At 73.5% G+C, this 14,865-nt stretch carries 10 protein-coding genes; 4 read left to right on the forward strand and 6 right to left on the reverse strand.

Annotation, left to right across the window (positions count from 1 at the left end; translation table 11 throughout):
* Nucleotides 1-80: 80 nt before the first annotated feature.
* Nucleotides 81-1,169, reverse strand: coding sequence for an NlpC/P60 family protein (locus ACFWEE_RS03690; protein ID WP_386886034.1), 1,089 nt, complete (start codon nt 1,167-1,169; stop codon nt 81-83).
* 372 nt (nt 1,170-1,541) lie between these two features.
* On the opposite strand from ACFWEE_RS03690, the gene ACFWEE_RS03695 reads away from it, so the two are divergent.
* A complete protein-coding gene (locus tag ACFWEE_RS03695; protein WP_386886036.1) occupies nt 1,542-1,895 on the forward strand; it encodes a hypothetical protein in 354 nt (117 codons plus the stop codon).
* A gap of 250 nt (nt 1,896-2,145) precedes the next feature.
* Here the strand turns inward: ACFWEE_RS03695 and ACFWEE_RS03700 are convergent, their stop codons facing one another.
* Nucleotides 2,146-3,309 carry an NlpC/P60 family protein gene (locus tag ACFWEE_RS03700; protein WP_386886038.1) on the reverse strand — a complete coding sequence of 388 codons (1,164 nt, stop codon included), beginning with the start codon at nt 3,307-3,309 and terminating at the stop codon, nt 2,146-2,148.
* A gap of 373 nt (nt 3,310-3,682) precedes the next feature.
* Between ACFWEE_RS03700 and pcrA the strand changes: the two genes are divergently transcribed.
* Nucleotides 3,683-6,178, forward strand: a complete 2,496-nt coding sequence (gene pcrA / locus ACFWEE_RS03705) for a DNA helicase PcrA (RefSeq protein WP_386886040.1) — start codon at nt 3,683-3,685, stop codon at nt 6,176-6,178.
* 69 nt (nt 6,179-6,247) lie between these two features.
* On the opposite strand, the gene ACFWEE_RS03710 is transcribed toward pcrA, so the two are convergent.
* A complete protein-coding gene (locus tag ACFWEE_RS03710; protein ID WP_386886041.1) occupies nt 6,248-8,170 on the reverse strand; it encodes a peptidoglycan DD-metalloendopeptidase family protein in 1,923 nt (640 codons plus the stop codon).
* 291 nt (nt 8,171-8,461) lie between these two features.
* Here ACFWEE_RS03710 and ACFWEE_RS03715 point away from each other — a divergent pair, with 291 nt between their 5' ends.
* Nucleotides 8,462-9,301, forward strand: coding sequence for a barstar family protein (locus ACFWEE_RS03715; RefSeq protein WP_386886043.1), 840 nt, complete (start codon nt 8,462-8,464; stop codon nt 9,299-9,301).
* A 63-nt stretch (nt 9,302-9,364) separates the two neighbouring features.
* Here the strand turns inward: ACFWEE_RS03715 and ACFWEE_RS03720 are convergent, their stop codons facing one another.
* The gene (locus ACFWEE_RS03720) at nt 9,365-10,261 is read right to left on the reverse strand and encodes a lipase family alpha/beta hydrolase (RefSeq protein WP_386886045.1); all 897 of its coding nucleotides are present in this window, start codon (nt 10,259-10,261) and stop codon (nt 9,365-9,367) included.
* A 683-nt stretch (nt 10,262-10,944) separates the two neighbouring features.
* On the opposite strand from ACFWEE_RS03720, the gene ACFWEE_RS03725 reads away from it, so the two are divergent.
* On the forward strand, nt 10,945-11,358 hold the full coding sequence (locus ACFWEE_RS03725) for a cobalamin B12-binding domain-containing protein (RefSeq protein ID WP_386886047.1): 414 nt from the start codon (nt 10,945-10,947) through the stop codon (nt 11,356-11,358).
* 139 nt (nt 11,359-11,497) lie between these two features.
* Here the strand turns inward: ACFWEE_RS03725 and ACFWEE_RS03730 are convergent, their stop codons facing one another.
* Both ACFWEE_RS03730 and ACFWEE_RS03735 read right to left on the reverse strand, forming a co-directional pair.
* Nucleotides 11,498-13,294: a DUF5691 domain-containing protein gene (locus tag ACFWEE_RS03730; protein WP_386886048.1), complete on the reverse strand. Its 1,797-nt coding sequence runs from the start codon at nt 13,292-13,294 to the stop codon at nt 11,498-11,500.
* 103 nt (nt 13,295-13,397) lie between these two features.
* A complete protein-coding gene (locus ACFWEE_RS03735) occupies nt 13,398-14,588 on the reverse strand; it encodes an SWIM zinc finger family protein (RefSeq protein WP_386886158.1) in 1,191 nt (396 codons plus the stop codon).
* Between the last annotated feature and the right edge of the window lie 277 nt (nt 14,589-14,865).

Here is a 14,865-nt window from a genome sequence, read left to right on the forward strand (position 1 = left end):
GGCCGGGCCCGTCACGGTCCGGTCGGGTCAACGGTCCGGTCGGGCCCGTCACGGCGGCGGGCGTCGTGGCCGGTGGCCCGTCACGCCACCCGGGTCGCCCCCGCGAACGGCATCTCGTCGATCGGGGCGATCCGGATCGGCGCGCCCGGGTGCGGTGCGTGGATCATCTTGCCGTCGCCGACGTAGAGGCCGACATGGCTGATCCCGGAGTAGAAGAACACCAGGTCACCGGGGGCGAGCTGGGCGCGGGAGACCCGCTGCCCGGCGTTGATCTGGGTGTAGGTGGTGCGCGGCAGTGAGACGCCCGCCGCCCGCCAGGCGGCCTGGGTGAGGCCGGAGCAGTCGTACGCGGACGGGCCGGTCGCCCCCCAGACGTACGGCTTGCCGAGCGCCCCGTACGCGAAGGCGACGGCCGCGGCGGCGCGGGAGTTCGGCGCGGTGGGGACCCCCGAGGGGGCGCCGGTGCCGGTTCCGGTCGTGCCGTCGGTGCTGCCGGTGTTGCTCGTACCGCCGGTACCGTTCTCGGCCTCGTAGCGGGCGCGTTCGGCGGCGGTGAGGGTGTGCAGCAGCCGCCGGGCGTCGGTGAGGCTGGTGGTGATCTTCTTCTTGTGCCGCGCGAGTTCGCTCTCGCGGGCGGCGAGCACCGCCGACTCGTCCTCGGCGCGGGCCCGGACCTGGTCGATCCCGATGACCTGGCGCCGGATGCCGCTGATGGTCCCGGCCTGGATGTCGCCCGCCTTCTCCACGTAGGAGGCGCGCTCCAGGTACTCGTCGGGGTCGGAGGTGAGCAGCAGCTGGAGCGCGGGGTCCAGTCCTCCCGAGCGGTACTGGGCGGTGGCGAGCGAACCCAGGGCGTGCCGGGACTCGTTGAGGAGGCCGGTGCGGCGGGCGGCCTCGTCGCGCAGCGCGTCCACGGAACGGGCGGCGTCGGCGGCCTTCTCCTTGGCCCCGTTGTACTGCTCGGTGGCGACCTCGGCGTCCCGGTAGAGCTGGTCCACCTTGGTCTTGACCTGGGCCGCGGTGAGCGGGGGCTCCGCCTGGGCGGAACCGGTCGCGGCGGTCGCGGTGGCCGCCCCGGCGAGTGCCAGGGCGGCGGCTGAGCGGGCAGCAGAGCCGGTGAACAGGCGCTGCTTGGGCTTGCGGTGAGCTGCTTTCCGGTGCGCGGCCACGAGGGCTGCATCCTTCCTGTCGGCTGCCCGCCCGGGGTACCGGCGGGCCCGGCGGACCCCGGCGGCGCGCGCCTCATGGGGGAGGGCGGGCACCACCGGGATCGTTCGGCCAGGTGACCGGTGCCACCCGTCAGGGGGTGGCAAGGCGGGCCGATCACCTGGGAGGGACGCTAACCCCGGGGCGGGCCCAGAAGGCGTCATGATCGAAATTGACCTCCTGTGACGTTTCGTCTTCGGAGTGCGACCGGGGCGACGGCGGGTGATCCGGTCACTTTCGGGCAGCTTCGGGAAAGGGTGCGCCGCGCCCGGGTGGGCACGGGTAAGCCCCACCTGACCGAAGGGGGGTGCCGCGGCCGTCGTTAGGCTGCCGACATGTCTGTACTCATCCATGTCTTCGTCGCCCTGCACATCATCGGTATCGCCTCCCTGCTGGGCGGCTTCCTGACGCAGATGAAGGCGATGGGTGCCGGCACCGCCCGGTTCGTCCCCGCGATGCTGCACGGCGCGCTCACCATGCTCGTCACCGGCGTCGCCCTCGTCGGCTTCCACCAGGCCGACGACAACCCGGTCAACAACGTCAAGATCGGCATCAAGCTGCTGATCCTCGTCGTGATCCTGGCCCTCATCTATCTCAAGCGCGACGAGGAGAAGGTGTCCAAGGGCGCCTTCGCCGCCGTGGGCGGCCTGACCGTCGCCAACATCTTCATCGCCACGCTCTGGACCTGATCCGGCCGGGGCGGGCGACCTGATCCAGCCCCGCAGGCTTCTGCAACACGCTTTAGGGGGCCGGGCATGATCACACGCCCGGCTCGGTGACCGGCACCTCCGCCGCTTCGAGGTCGATCCGGCAGCGCGGCAGAAAGGCGGCGTCGTACGGCCCGTCCGCGTTTTCCGTGGGTGCTCGTAGCCACCGCTCCGGCCCGGCGCCCCGTAGGCGCGGGCCGGACGGTGCGGCGGGGCGGAAGACGCCCGCCGGTCAGGCCGGGCGGACGCTGCCGTAGATCGGCATGTAGTAGATCGACTCCTCGCGGACGTACGCGCCCGGCTTCGGGGCGTGGACCATCATCCCGTCGCCCTTGTAGATGCCCACGTGGCTGATGTCGTCGTAGAAGAAGATCAGGTCCCCCGGCTGGAGGTCCGCCGTCGCGACCCTCGTCCCCACGTCGACCTGGTCCCACGTGGTGCGCGGCAGGTCGACGCCCGCCTCCCGCCAGGCCGCCTGGGTCAGGCCGGAGCAGTCGTACGACGCGGGGCCGGTGGCTCCCCACACGTACGGCTTGCCGATCTGGGACTCGGCGAACGCCAGCGCCTGCGCGCCCTTGGTGGACGCGGACGTGGTCGAGCCGGTGGCGGTGCCGCCGCCGGTGCTGCCGGAGGCCGACGTGTCCGAGCCCGCGGCGGCCTGCTCGGCGGCCTCCTTCTCGGCCGCCTCCTTCGCGGCGGCGGCCTGCTGGGCGGCGAGCTGCTCCGCCTTCTTCTTCGCCTCGGCTTCCTTCTTCCGTTCCAGCTCCGCCAGGCGCGCCTTCTCCTCGGCGGTCAGCTTCGACAGCAGGGTGCGCGCCTCGGACAGCTTGTTCTGCACCGTCTGCTTGCTGGTGCGCAGATCCGCCTGCGACTCGGTCAGCGCCTGCAGGCTCTCGGTCGCCTCGGTGCGCTTCTCGGCGGCGGCCAGCTGTTCCGTACGGAAGGCGGCGACCGCCTTCTCCTGCTGGCTGGTGCGCCGCTCCATCAGATGGTCCTGGTCGAAGTACGACTGCGGGTCGTCCGCCAGGAAGAACGTCATGGTGGAGGCCAGTCCGCCGCTGCGGTACTGGGCCGCCGCGTAGCTTCCCAGCGCGCGACGGGCCGCGTTGACCTTGTCCGCCCGCTCGGCCGCCTCCCGCAGCAGGGCGTCCACCTGGTCCTGCTGCTCGGCCGTGGCGTCCTTCGCGCGGTTGTACTCCTGCGTCGCGGAGCCCGCCTCGCGGTAGAGGTCGTCGACCTTCTTCCGTACGTCCTCGATGCTCGGCTTGGGCGCCGAGGGGGCGGCCGTCGCGCTCTGCGTGGAGAGCAGGGTCGCGGTGGCGAGCGCCACCGTGGTGAAGCCGACGGCCTGCGACGAGACGCGCACCGGGGTGCGGGGTTTGCGATGCGATGCCACGACGGCATCTCCTTCCGTGGGCCGCCTGCCGCGGGGCCGGGCCCACGTCGCCGCCCGCCCGACGGGGACGGCCGGGCGCGGCACGGGGCGTCCGGCCTGCCGCGGGGGACGGGTCGTCCGGCTGAGCACGGTAGCCAAGCGGCGGGACGGCTGGGAAGGGCGATGAGCGATATGCCCGATACATTTTCGTGACCTTGGTCGCAGAGGTGCGCCCCGGGGCCGTGACGCGTCGGCCGTACGGCGTCCGTACCGCGCCCGCCCCGGGGATTCCTTCGCGCGCCGCGTACGGCCCTTGACACCCGGTGACGGGCGTCCGCCGGCTCCGGCGAAGCCCGCCCGGACTGTCGGCCGGACACCCTAAACTCGACTAGCGATGAGCAGCCTCTTTGACGACAGTTTCCTGACCGGCCTCCAGCCCGTGGACGAGGGGCCCCCGCCGCCCCCCGAGGACCACGCGCCCGAGGAGGAGCCCGAGGGCCTCTTCGAAGGGCTCTTCGACGCGCCCCCGCCGCCCAGGGACGGGTACTACCGCGACGGCGCCCCGCGCCCGGTCCTCGACTCCGCCGCGCTGCTCGACGGACTCAACACCGAGCAGCGCGCCGCCGTCGTGCACGCCGGATCCCCGCTGCTCATCGTCGCGGGCGCCGGCTCCGGCAAGACCCGGGTGCTCACCCACCGCATCGCCCACCTGCTCGCCGAGCGCGGCGTGCACCCCGGGCAGATCCTGGCGATCACCTTCACCAACAAGGCCGCCGGAGAGATGAAGGAGCGGGTCGAGCAGCTCGTCGGCCCCCGCGCCAACGCCATGTGGGTCATGACCTTCCACAGCGCGTGCGTCCGCATCCTGCGCCGCGAGTCGAAGCGGCTCGGCTTCACCTCGTCGTTCTCGATCTACGACGCGGCCGACTCCAAGCGGCTGATGGCCCTGGTCTGCCGCGACCTGGACCTCGACCCCAAGCGCTACCCGCCGAAGTCCTTCACCGCCAAGGTCTCCAACCTCAAGAACGAGCTCATCGACGAGGAGACCTTCGCCGGGCAGGCCGCCGACGGCTTCGAGAAGACCCTCGTCCAGGCGTACGCGCTCTACCAGGCACGGCTGCGCGAGGCCAACGCCCTCGACTTCGACGACATCATCATGACGACGGTCCACCTGCTCCAGGCGTTCCCCGACGTCGCCGAGCACTACCGCCGCCGCTTCCGGCACGTCCTGGTCGACGAGTACCAGGACACCAACCACGCCCAGTACACCCTCGTGCGCGAGCTGGTCGGACCGGCGGGCGAGCAGGACGCACCCGGCGAGCTCTGCGTCGTCGGTGACGCGGACCAGTCGATCTACGCCTTCCGGGGTGCGACGATCCGCAACATCCTCCAGTTCGAGGAGGACTACCCGGACGCCACCACGATCCTGCTGGAGCAGAACTACCGCTCCACGCAGACGATCCTCTCGGCCGCCAACGCCGTCATCGAGCGCAACGAGAGCCGCCGCCCCAAGAACCTCTGGACCAACGCCGGTACCGGCACCCGCATCGCCGGGTACGTCGCCGACACCGAGCACGACGAGGCGCAGTTCGTCGCCGACGAGATCGACCGGCTCACCGACGCGGGCGACGCCAAGGCGGGCGACGTCGCGGTCTTCTACCGCACCAACGCCCAGTCCCGGGTCTTTGAAGAGATCTTCATCCGCGTCGGCCTGCCCTACAAGGTCGTCGGCGGCGTCCGCTTCTACGAGCGCAAGGAGGTCCGGGACATCCTGGCCTACCTCCGGGTGCTCGCCAACCCCGAGGACTCCGTACCGCTGCGCCGCATCCTCAACGTGCCCAAGCGCGGCATCGGCGACCGCGCCGAGGCGATGATCGACGCCCTGTCGCAGCGCGAGAAGATCTCCTTCGGGCAGGCGCTGCGCCGCGTCGACGAGGCGTACGGCATGGCGGCCCGCTCCACCAACGCCGTGAAGCGGTTCAACACGCTGATGGAGGAGCTGCGCACCGTCGTGGAGTCCGGCGCGGGCCCCGCGGTCGTGCTGGAAGCCGTCATGGAACGCACCGGCTACCTCGCCGAACTCCAGGCGTCCACCGACCCGCAGGACGAGACCCGCATCGAGAACCTCCAGGAACTCGCCGCCGTAGCCCTGGAGTTCGAGCAGGACCGGGCCCGCGCGGCGGCCGAGCCGGCCGAGGGCGACGCGGGTGGCGCCGACGCGGACGCCGAGGCGGCCGGGGTGTCCGGGACGCTCGCGGAGTTCCTGGAGAAGGTGGCCCTGGTCGCCGACTCCGACCAGATCCCCGACGAGGACGAGGACGGCTCCGGCGTCATCACGCTGATGACGCTGCACACCGCCAAGGGGCTGGAGTTCCCCGTCGTCTTCCTCACCGGCATGGAGGACGGCGTCTTCCCGCACATGCGGGCGCTGGGCCAGGTCAAGGAGCTGGAGGAGGAGCGCCGCCTCGCGTACGTCGGGATCACCCGCGCCCGCGAACGCCTCTACCTCACCCGCGCCTCCATGCGGAGCGCCTGGGGCCAGCCCTCGTACAACCCGCCGTCGCGGTTCCTGGAGGAGATCCCGGACCAGCACCTGGAGTGGAAGCGGAAGGGGCCGATGGCGGCCTCGGCCGGACCCACCTCGGGGATCACCTCGTCCCTCTCCTCCTCCCGCGCCCGCTCCGGCCCCTCCGGCTTCGCGACCCGGCGCACCGGCGAGAAGCCGGTGGTCACGCTGGTGGTCGGGGACCGGGTCACGCACGACCAGTTCGGCCTGGGCACGGTGACCGCCGTCGAGGGCTTCGGCGACCAGGCGAAGGCCACCGTCGACTTCGGCGACGAGCGGCCCAAGAAGCTGCTGCTGCGGTACGCCCCCGTCGAGAAGCTGTAGCGGTCGGTCGGCCCGAACACGTCGAAGGCCGGGCCTTCTTGGCCCGGCCTTCCGTGAACGCTCCGGGGACTACTGCGGGTTGAGTCCGTGGCTCGCCAGCCAGGGCAGCGGATTGACCGCGGAGCCGCCGCCGGGGCGCACCTCGAAATGCAGGTGCGGGCCGGTGGAGTTGCCGGAGCTGCCGGAGTACGCGATGACGTCGCCGGCCTTCACCGGACCCGAGCGGATCTTGGTGCTGCTGAGGTGGCAGTACCAGGTCTCGGTGCCGTCCTCCATGGTCACGATCGCCATGTTGCCGTAGGCGCTGTTCCACTGGGTGCGTACGGTGCCGTCGGTCGCGGCCATCACCGGGGTCCCGTACTGCACCGGGAAGTCGATCCCCGTGTGCACGGACATCCAGTTGACCCCGGCCTGACCGAAGTACGCGCTGAGCCCGTGCTGCGCCACCGGCAGCAGGAACTTGGGCCGGGCGGCCTCCTTGCGGGCGGCCTCCTCCTCGCGCTTCTTCTTCTCGGCGGCCTGCCGCTCCTTGAGGTCGATGCGCTCCTGCGTACGGCTGGCCCGGTCCCGGAAGTCCGCACCGGCCGCGTCGACCCCCGCGAGCTGGGTGTCCAGCTTGGTGTTGGACGCGAGCGCCTTCACGGCGGCCGTGTCGGCGGCGGCCATCGTCGTCGTGTCGTCCTTGGTCTCCTCGCCGCGCGCGAGCCCTCCGACCGAAGCCGCCGCGATCCCCGCGACGCCCATCACGCAGGCGGACGGAACCGCGATCGTCAGCAGCGCGGACCGCTTGGCGGGTGTACGGCGGCGGGCCCGGTTCCGGGCGGCGGACCGGCCCTCGGACCGCCCCTCGGACCCTACGGCGGCGGTGTACGGGTCGGGCCAGGTGTCCGGCAGGCCGTCCGGGTCCTCGGACGCGCGGGTGGAGACGGGGGCCTGCGCGGTGTCGTGCGCGGCGCTCTGCGCGGTGTGGTGCGCGTGCGGGTCTTCGTCCGGGGCGAGCGGATCGGCCTCGTCCGGGGAGTCCCCGTGCTGTTCGGGCACCGTGTGCTCGACGGCCGGCTGTTCGGGGGTCAGGTGTTCGGGGGTCGCCCGGTGTTGCTCGTGGGGCGGGTAGGACATCTGTTCCGGGACGTACGCGCTCGCCCCGGGCGTGGCGGCGGGGGCCGGGGCGGTGTTCCAGGCGGTCGCGTCGTAGGAGCCGCTGTCGTACGCGCCGGTGGCGAACGCGGTGGCCGCGTAGGCGGGGACACCGGAGGCGGGGGTGTCGTGGAGGGGGGAGTCGTGGACGCCGGTCGCGAAGGCGCTGGTGTCGAAGGCGCCGGTCGCGTAGGCCGTGGTGTCGAGGGCGCCGGTCGCGTAGGCCGTGGTGTCGAAGGCGCCGGTCCCATGTGCGGTGGGCTCGTAGTGCGGGGCGCCGGTTCCGTAACCGGCGGGGGAGTCGGAATATCCCGAGCCGTCGTACCCGCCGTGGTTCTCGTACGCGCCGGTGGCCGTGGCCGCCTGGAAGGCCCCCGTCTCGTACAGGGACGACTCGAAGGTGGCGGTGGGGAAGGCCCCGGTGTCGGTGAAGGCCCACTGGCCGGTCGTGGTGTGGGTCGCGGCCTGCTGCCAGCCGCTGGAGTCCCACTGCCCGGTCTGGTCGGGCGAACCGGCCGGGCCGGCATGCCAGCTGCCGGTGGTGTCGTACGGATGGTGGTGCGCGGTCCCGGAGTCGGCCGGGTAACCGGCGTACGTGCCGGTGTGCGCGCCGCCGTGCGCGCCTTCGTGCGGGCCGTTCTCCCAGGAGGAGCCGACGGCGTAGGAGGTGTCCTGACCGGGATACGCGTCGTGCTGGGCGGGCGTGGGGACCGCCGTGAAGTCGCTGTCGTATCCGGAACCGGGAGCGACGCCGTGCTCGCCGGGGTACGTCCCGTAGAGCGGACCGGCAGGGTAGCTGCCCGTCTGTGACGCGTCGTATCCGGCGTACCCGGCGTGGGTGTGCTGGTCGTTCACCAACTTCTCTCTCGCCTCGGCAGCAGGACCAGTCCGGAGTTCAGTGGGGTGAGCCCCGGGGAAGCAGTGGCCGCGACTGTACCTGGCGGTGTGTGACGGCCACAATCTTCGGAAGGGTTTGGTCTCGGGGGAACCGGGCATTCGGGCGTCTTTCGGCGCAGCGGAGACCCGTTGTTGGCGTTGCGTTCGAGGAATCCGTTCTGATTTCCGTCGACCGTGGTGACGGAACGTGATCGCGGTGGCCGGTGCGGTGGGGGATCGGTGTTCGATCGGCGCGAAGGGGGAGATTCGGTGGACGGGACAGTGCAGGGCGGCGGAGGCGAGGGCCACGCCCTCAGGTCCGCCGAGGACGAGAACGACGTCTGGGGTTGCGCACACGGAGCCGAGGGCCTGTTCACGCCGGTCGGTGACGGGGGCGACGCGGGGGAGGCCGACACGGGGGAGCGCCGGGTGCTTCTCACCGGCTGCCGTCCGGAGGGCGGCCTGCTGAAGGCCCTCGACCACACCGGTGGGCGACGGGCCGGAGCGGGGAATGCCTGGCTCTCCGTCCTCGGCCCGGACGGCGCGGCCATCGGGAGCTACTTCGTCCACCACGTGACCGTCACGGACACCCGGCCCTCCGCCCACGGTGCCGGGCTGGTCGACCTGAGCGTCGAGCTGTGGTGCGAAGACGCCGTGCCCGGCTCGGAAGCGGTGTGGGACCTCGTCCGAGCCGGTGGACCGGACCGCCCGGGCCTCTGGCAGGGGCTCTCCACCGCCGGGCAATGGGCCTGGCTGTCCGTGGCGTTGTGCTCCCACGCATGGCGTCGGCAGGGAAAGCCGGACGCGCCCGAGGGGCGGACGGTCACCCTGGACGGCCGGTACACCGTCGACCGCAACAGCTTCTGGTGCGCGATCGGGGAGGCCGTCAACGGCCCGGGCGGGTACTTCGGCTGGAACCTGGACGCGCTGATCGACTGCTTGCGTGGCCGCTGGGGCGCCGCCCCCGGATTCACCGTCGACTGGGTGAACTCCGCCGACGCGCGGGCGCGGCTGACGCAGCCGGTGCCCTCGGGCGACAGGGAGGCGACCCTCTTCGACGTGATCCTGGAGATCTTCGAAGAGCGGGGCGTCACCGTCCTCCTGCGGTGAGGCCCCACCGACGTGAGGTGGGCGGCCCGGTCCTCTCGGGCCACGCCCGCGCCGTCTGCTCCCTCAGGCCACGGTGGCGCCGCCCGCGATGCCGCCCGCAGTGGTGGTGGAGCCGGGGAAATCGAGCACCTGGCGGATGCGGGCGGCGACGGCCGGGTGCACGGGGAGCGCGAGGTGGCCGATGCCCGTGACCCGTACGTTCTCCGCGTCGAGGTCGGGGTGGTCGATGCACGCAGTGCGTACCGGCACCATCACCCGGTCCAGCTCGCTCCAGAACGAGACGAAGTGGGTCCGGCACCCCGGCGCCGGGGTGCGCAGCTCCTCGATGAAGTCGGAACCGGCCCGCATCTGCCGCACGATCGGGTGGGCGCTCGCCAGCGGGGCGACGGCGGTGCCGCCGTGCGGGGTGCCGAGGGTGACCAGGACACGGACCCGGTGGTCACCGCCCAGGCACTGTACGTAGTACCGGGCGATCAGACCGCCCAGGCTGTGCCCCACGACGTCCACCCGCTGGTGGCCGGTGCGCTCGCAGATCTCTTCCACGTGCCGCCCGAGCAGTTCGGCAGCCGCACGGATGTCGCAGGTCAGCGGGGAGTAGTTGAGCGACTCCAGATGGCGCCGGCCGTGCCGGGCGAGCGAACGGCGGAGCAGTACGAAGACGGAGCGGTTGTCGATGAACCCGTGCAGCAGCACCACCGGCGGCCGGTCGTCCTCCCGGGCCAGGGGCAGCGCGGACACACCCGAGGGCAGCGCGTCGAGCTCCTGGCCGGAATTGGGGGTGGTCCTGCGGCGCTCCGGGGTGAGGCCGGTCGGGTAGGCGAGCACGTGTCCGGCGAGGACCGCCAGATCCAGTGCGGTGGCCCCGAGCAGCGCGGACGAGGAGCGCAGGGCCTGCGGTGACGGCAGGCGCAGCAAGCGCGGCAGACGCGGCAGCAGGGTGAGCAAAGGCAACAGATTCATGGCCGACCTCCTGCACCGGCACGCGCGAACGGCTTCGGTCCCGCGCGCCTTCAGGGGGTGCCGTGGCGAGGTCGCGACCCGGCCCGGTCGGCCGCCGACGGGAGATGATGCCGGTCTGACCGCTCTTCCGGTGCCCGGACCGCCTGGTGGAGTCCGGGTGGCCGTCTGTTCTTTTTCGTCGCTTCGCTCCGGTGGCTGCGCCGGTCCGGAGAACCCGGCGGCCGGAATCTCCGGCCTGCTGCCGTCCGCTCCCTCGGTGTCCCGGTCGGACGGCCGAGGGACCGGACGCTCGCGGGGGGCCGCACCTCCGCGCCGTGCGGCTGACGGCGCGGGTGTGCGGCGACCTCTGGCGGCTCCCCTTACGACCGTCCCCAGGTGGCGGGTGTGCGCCTCTCGATGGAGGGGGCGGGCGTATGGCGAACATGTCCCACAAGGAGATTTCCCCCCTCACGTCCTTCACGAAACGGGACGCGACGAGGAAGGATGCTGAGGATAACGTTCGTTCACATCCGCGGATCGTCGGCGCGGGCATCGCGAGGGCGTCGTTTCGGGCGTCGGCTCGGGCGTCCGGCTCGGGAACAGCGCGTTACGGCGCGTACGGCGCGGAACGCGGCTCGGGCGTGGCCCGGGGCATGGCCCGGGACGGCGCGACCGGCGGTGCGGGAGACCAGGTGGAGGCAGTGATGGGTGTGTCCGGTCCGATTCGTGTGGTGGTGGCCAAACCGGGGCTCGACGGCCACGACCGGGGAGCCAAGGTCATCGCGCGGGCCCTGCGGGACGCCGGAATGGAGGTCATCTACACCGGCCTCCACCAGACCCCGGAACAGATCGTGGACACCGCCATTCAGGAGGACGCCGACGCGATCGGTCTGTCGATCCTCTCCGGCGCCCACAACACGCTGTTCGCCAAGGTGATCGAGCTGCTGAGGGAGCGGGAGGCCGAGGACATCAAGGTCTTCGGCGGCGGGATCATCCCGGAGGAGGACATCGCGCCGCTCAGGGAACTCGGGGTCGCCGCGATCTTCACCCCGGGGGCGACCACCACCGCGATCGTCGACTGGGTCAACGCGAACGTCCCGCACCCGGCGGACGCCTGATACCGGCGGGTGCACGGCGGTGGCGGGGCGGTGCCGGGGTGGCCGGGGTGCCCGGGTGCCGGGGTGGGCAGGTGGTCAGGCGTTCCGGGCGTTCCGGGCGCCGCCCGCCCGTGCCCCGCTCGCCATGATCCGCTGTACGTCAGGGCCCGGCCGGGGCCAGCTCGGTCTCCATGGCGGCCCGCAGCCGGAGGGTGGAGACCAAGCGCTGGAAGGCCTCCGACCAGTAGCCGCCCGCGCCCGGTGAGGCGTCCTCGCGTTCGTCCTCCGGGGTGGTGAGCACGTCCAGCCGGTCGGCCTCGGAAGGGTCGAGGCAGCGCTCGGCCAGACCCATGACTCCGCTGAAGCTCCACGGGTAACTGCCCGCCTCGCGGGCGATGTCGAGCGCGTCGACGACCGCGCGTCCCAGTGGCGCGGCCCAGGGTACGGTGCACACGCCCAGCAGCTGGAACGCGTCGGACAGGCCGTGGGCCGCTATGAAACCGGCCGCCCACGCGGCGCGTTCCTCCAGGGGCAGGGTCGCGAGGAGCTTGGACCGTTCGGCGGGCGAGTCGGTCCCGGTGGTGTCCGCCGGGGGCGCGGTGGGGGCGCCGAGCAGCGCCCGGGCCCACTCCTCGTCCCGCTGCCGCACGGCGGCACGGCACCAGGCGGCGTGCAGGTCGGCGGCCCAGTCGTCCGCCACCGGCAGCGTCACCAGCTCCCGCGCCGTGCGTCCGCCGAGTCGGGCGGGCCAGGTGGCGAGCGGAGTCGATTCGATCAACTGGCCGAACCACCACGATCGTTCGCCCTTTCCGGCGGGCGGCACCGGGATCACCCCGTCCCGCTGCATTCCGGCGTCGCACTCGTGCGGTGCCTCGATGAACAGGGACGGCCCGCCGACTGCGCGGGCAGGCGCGCCGGACGTGGGAGCAGGTCCGCCGGACGCGGTGGAGGAGCCGCAGGGGACGGGCGGCGGTGCACTGCTCGACCTGCGGTCCAGGCTGACGCAGGAAGCCGCGCGGGCGGCCATCCGCCGGCCCAACGCGGTGTCGGGCAGGGTGGAGAGGAGCTCGGCGGCGGTGGCGCGGACATTGCGGCTGCGGTCGCCGAGCGCCTCCTCCAGGAAGTCCTCGTCCGCCCCGGAGAGCTTGGCGCGGAGCGTGTCCAGGAACATCAGCCGGTCCTCCGCGCGCTCGCCGGACCAGGTACCGGCGAGCAGGTCCCGGGCCGCGTCCGGATCGCGGAGCCGTACGGCACTGAGCAGCGCGATCCGCTCCGTGAACAGCCCCTCCTCCCACAGTTCGCGTATCGCTTCCGCGTCCGCGCAGCCGCCCGGTCCGCCCCGGAGGGCGGCCTGCGGAGCGCTGTCGCGCAGGGCGAACCGCCAGTCCGTGTTCAGAGCGGCCAGCCAACGGCCGCGCGGACCGGCGAAGGCCAGTGCGTGCGGACGCAGGTCGGTACGTGCCCGCGCCGCGTCCAGCAGGGCCGGGAGCAGCGCCGCGGGCGCGCGGTAACCGTGGCGGTTGGCGGCGGCCAGCCACTGCGGGATCAGCTCGGTCAGATCGGGGGCCGTGCCCCGCCTGCCGCCGTGCGGGCCGCCCGCCCGGTCCGCGAGGAGCTGCGCGAGTCTGCGGCGGGCCGCCGGGGGCAGCGGCGGGCGGGGATCGTCGGGGGCCCGGCCGGGGAGCGCCACGGCCGTGGCGGGGCGCAGTCCTGCCCGGCGGCGTACGGCGTGCACCGCAGCCGCGTCCAGCAGCGCGGCCGGTCCGCCGAACCCGCCGTCCGGGGAGTGCGCCGGGCGGCGGTCCGTACCGAGCAGGGCCCGGGTGACCAGCTCGTCCCACTCCGTGGGGCGGGGTGTGGCGTCGGCGGGGTCCGGGACGTGCGGGCGGTCCGGGACGTGCGGGTGGTCGCGGTCCGGGCGACAGGGCCCGGTCTGGGGCTGGTTCGTGGTGGTCATGGTTCACCTCCGGCAGGCGTGTGTGGGGTGCGGGTGCGGATGTGGATGCGGGGGCGGGCGGTCGAGTGGGGCCGGGCGGATCCTCCGGCCGCGCGCTCGCCGGTCAGGCCAGGGCGACCGTCCCGCCCGGGCCGTCGCCGTCGCCCTCACCGGCGGCCCAGGCCGTCAGCGGGGCGAACCCGCGCGGGCCCAACTCGCCGAAGACCGTGACCGGGCCGCCGCCCGAGAGCGCGGCCAGCCGCCAGAGCCCCGGCCGGGAGCGCGGGTCCCCCGCCACCGGCAGGGCGCTCCCGGTCTCCTCGTCGGCGAGCTGCCAGCGGCCGTCGGCGGGGACGGGTATCACCGCGCCCAGCACCACCGGATGCCGCTCCGCCCAGGGGTCCTCACTCAGCGCGCGGCCGTATCCGGCGAGGGCGTCGGCGGGCGACGCCCCTGGCGGGGGCGTGCGGGTGGAAGCCGGAGTGCCGTACACCGCCCCCAGCTCCGCCCGGCGCCCCGCACCCGGATGCGGCGTCAACTCCGCGTCCAGAACCGTGCCCACCGGGAGGGACAGCTCCGGGGCGCGGCCCCCCGGGCCGTAGGAGAGCAGCACCGCCGTGCGGCCCGACCCCTCTCCGTACAGCCAGATGCGGCGGGTGACGAGCTTGCCGTCCGAGGTGTCGTACCGGGCGAGCACCTGCCAGCGGTCGCGCACCGGCGGGCCGTCCGGCGCCGAGGGCAGCCCCACCCGGGTGCGGACCGTCGCCAGCAGGGGTGCGGGCAGCCGGTCCCGGCCCAGCCAGGCGGTGTCGAGCAGATGGAGCAGCCCGCACTCCTCCAGCATCCGCGCCGGCCACCCCGGCCCGGAGGCGGCCAGCGTGCCCAACTCGCGCACCCGCGCGGCCAGTCCCGGGGCCTGGGCGTCGACCATCCGGGCGGCGGTCTCCTCCCAGCGGTCCTGGCCGCTCTGCCCGGACACCGCGAGGCCGGTGCGCAGGAGATCGGCGAGGCGTTCCTCCAACTCCCGCGCCCCGTCGGTGATCCGGGCGGCCCTCCGCTCGGCACGCCTGCGGGCCGCCTCGGCGTCGGCCGGGGCGACGGGGGCGCGCCCCGCCGGTTCGGCGGTCCGCGCGGACTCTCCCTCATCAGGCAGCAGCATGACAACGACGGTAGGACCACCCACTGACAATCGCTCTGACCTGCGGTGACGTTGGGCGGGGGATCGATTGTCAGTGGGGTGGTGCACGGTGGTGGCACACATCGGACCGAGCGATCTGGAGGGGGACCATGACCGTGTACGAACGATCCGGGGAATCCGCGGCCACCGGGCACGCGCATGCGTCGGGCGGTGCGCCGGAAGGCGGAAGGCCGGGCGCCGAGGTGCCCGCGGGGGCGCGGTCCGACGGCGCGCCGCCGGACCGGGCGCTGCCGGACGGCGCGCTGCCGGACACCGTGCTGCCCGGTGCGGGCGTGGGGGGGCGGGGCCCCCCCCCCCCCGACGCCCTCCCCCCCCCGCCCCAAGCGCGGGGCCCCGCCCACCCACCGCCCCCGCCCCGCCCGATGGGCCGCACCCCCGGGGGCCGCGCCCCCAA

It is taken from the genome of Streptomyces sp. NPDC060184 (assembly GCF_042728795.1).
GTDB lineage: Bacteria > Actinomycetota > Actinomycetes > Streptomycetales > Streptomycetaceae > Streptomyces.

What these genes read in the sequence shown, in the direction of transcription:
- ACFWEE_RS03695 (WP_386886036.1), top strand. Translation starts at nt 1,542, where the DNA reads ATGTCTGTACTCATCCATGTCTTCGTCGCCCTGCACATCATCGGTATC.
- pcrA (WP_386886040.1), top strand. Translation starts at nt 3,683, where the DNA reads ATGAGCAGCCTCTTTGACGACAGTTTCCTGACCGGCCTCCAGCCCGTG.
- ACFWEE_RS03720 (WP_386886045.1), bottom strand. Translation starts at nt 10,261, where the DNA reads ATGAATCTGTTGCCTTTGCTCACCCTGCTGCCGCGTCTGCCGCGCTTG.
- ACFWEE_RS03725 (WP_386886047.1), top strand. Translation starts at nt 10,945, where the DNA reads ATGGGTGTGTCCGGTCCGATTCGTGTGGTGGTGGCCAAACCGGGGCTC.
- ACFWEE_RS03730 (WP_386886048.1), bottom strand. Translation starts at nt 13,294, where the DNA reads ATGACCACCACGAACCAGCCCCAGACCGGGCCCTGTCGCCCGGACCGC.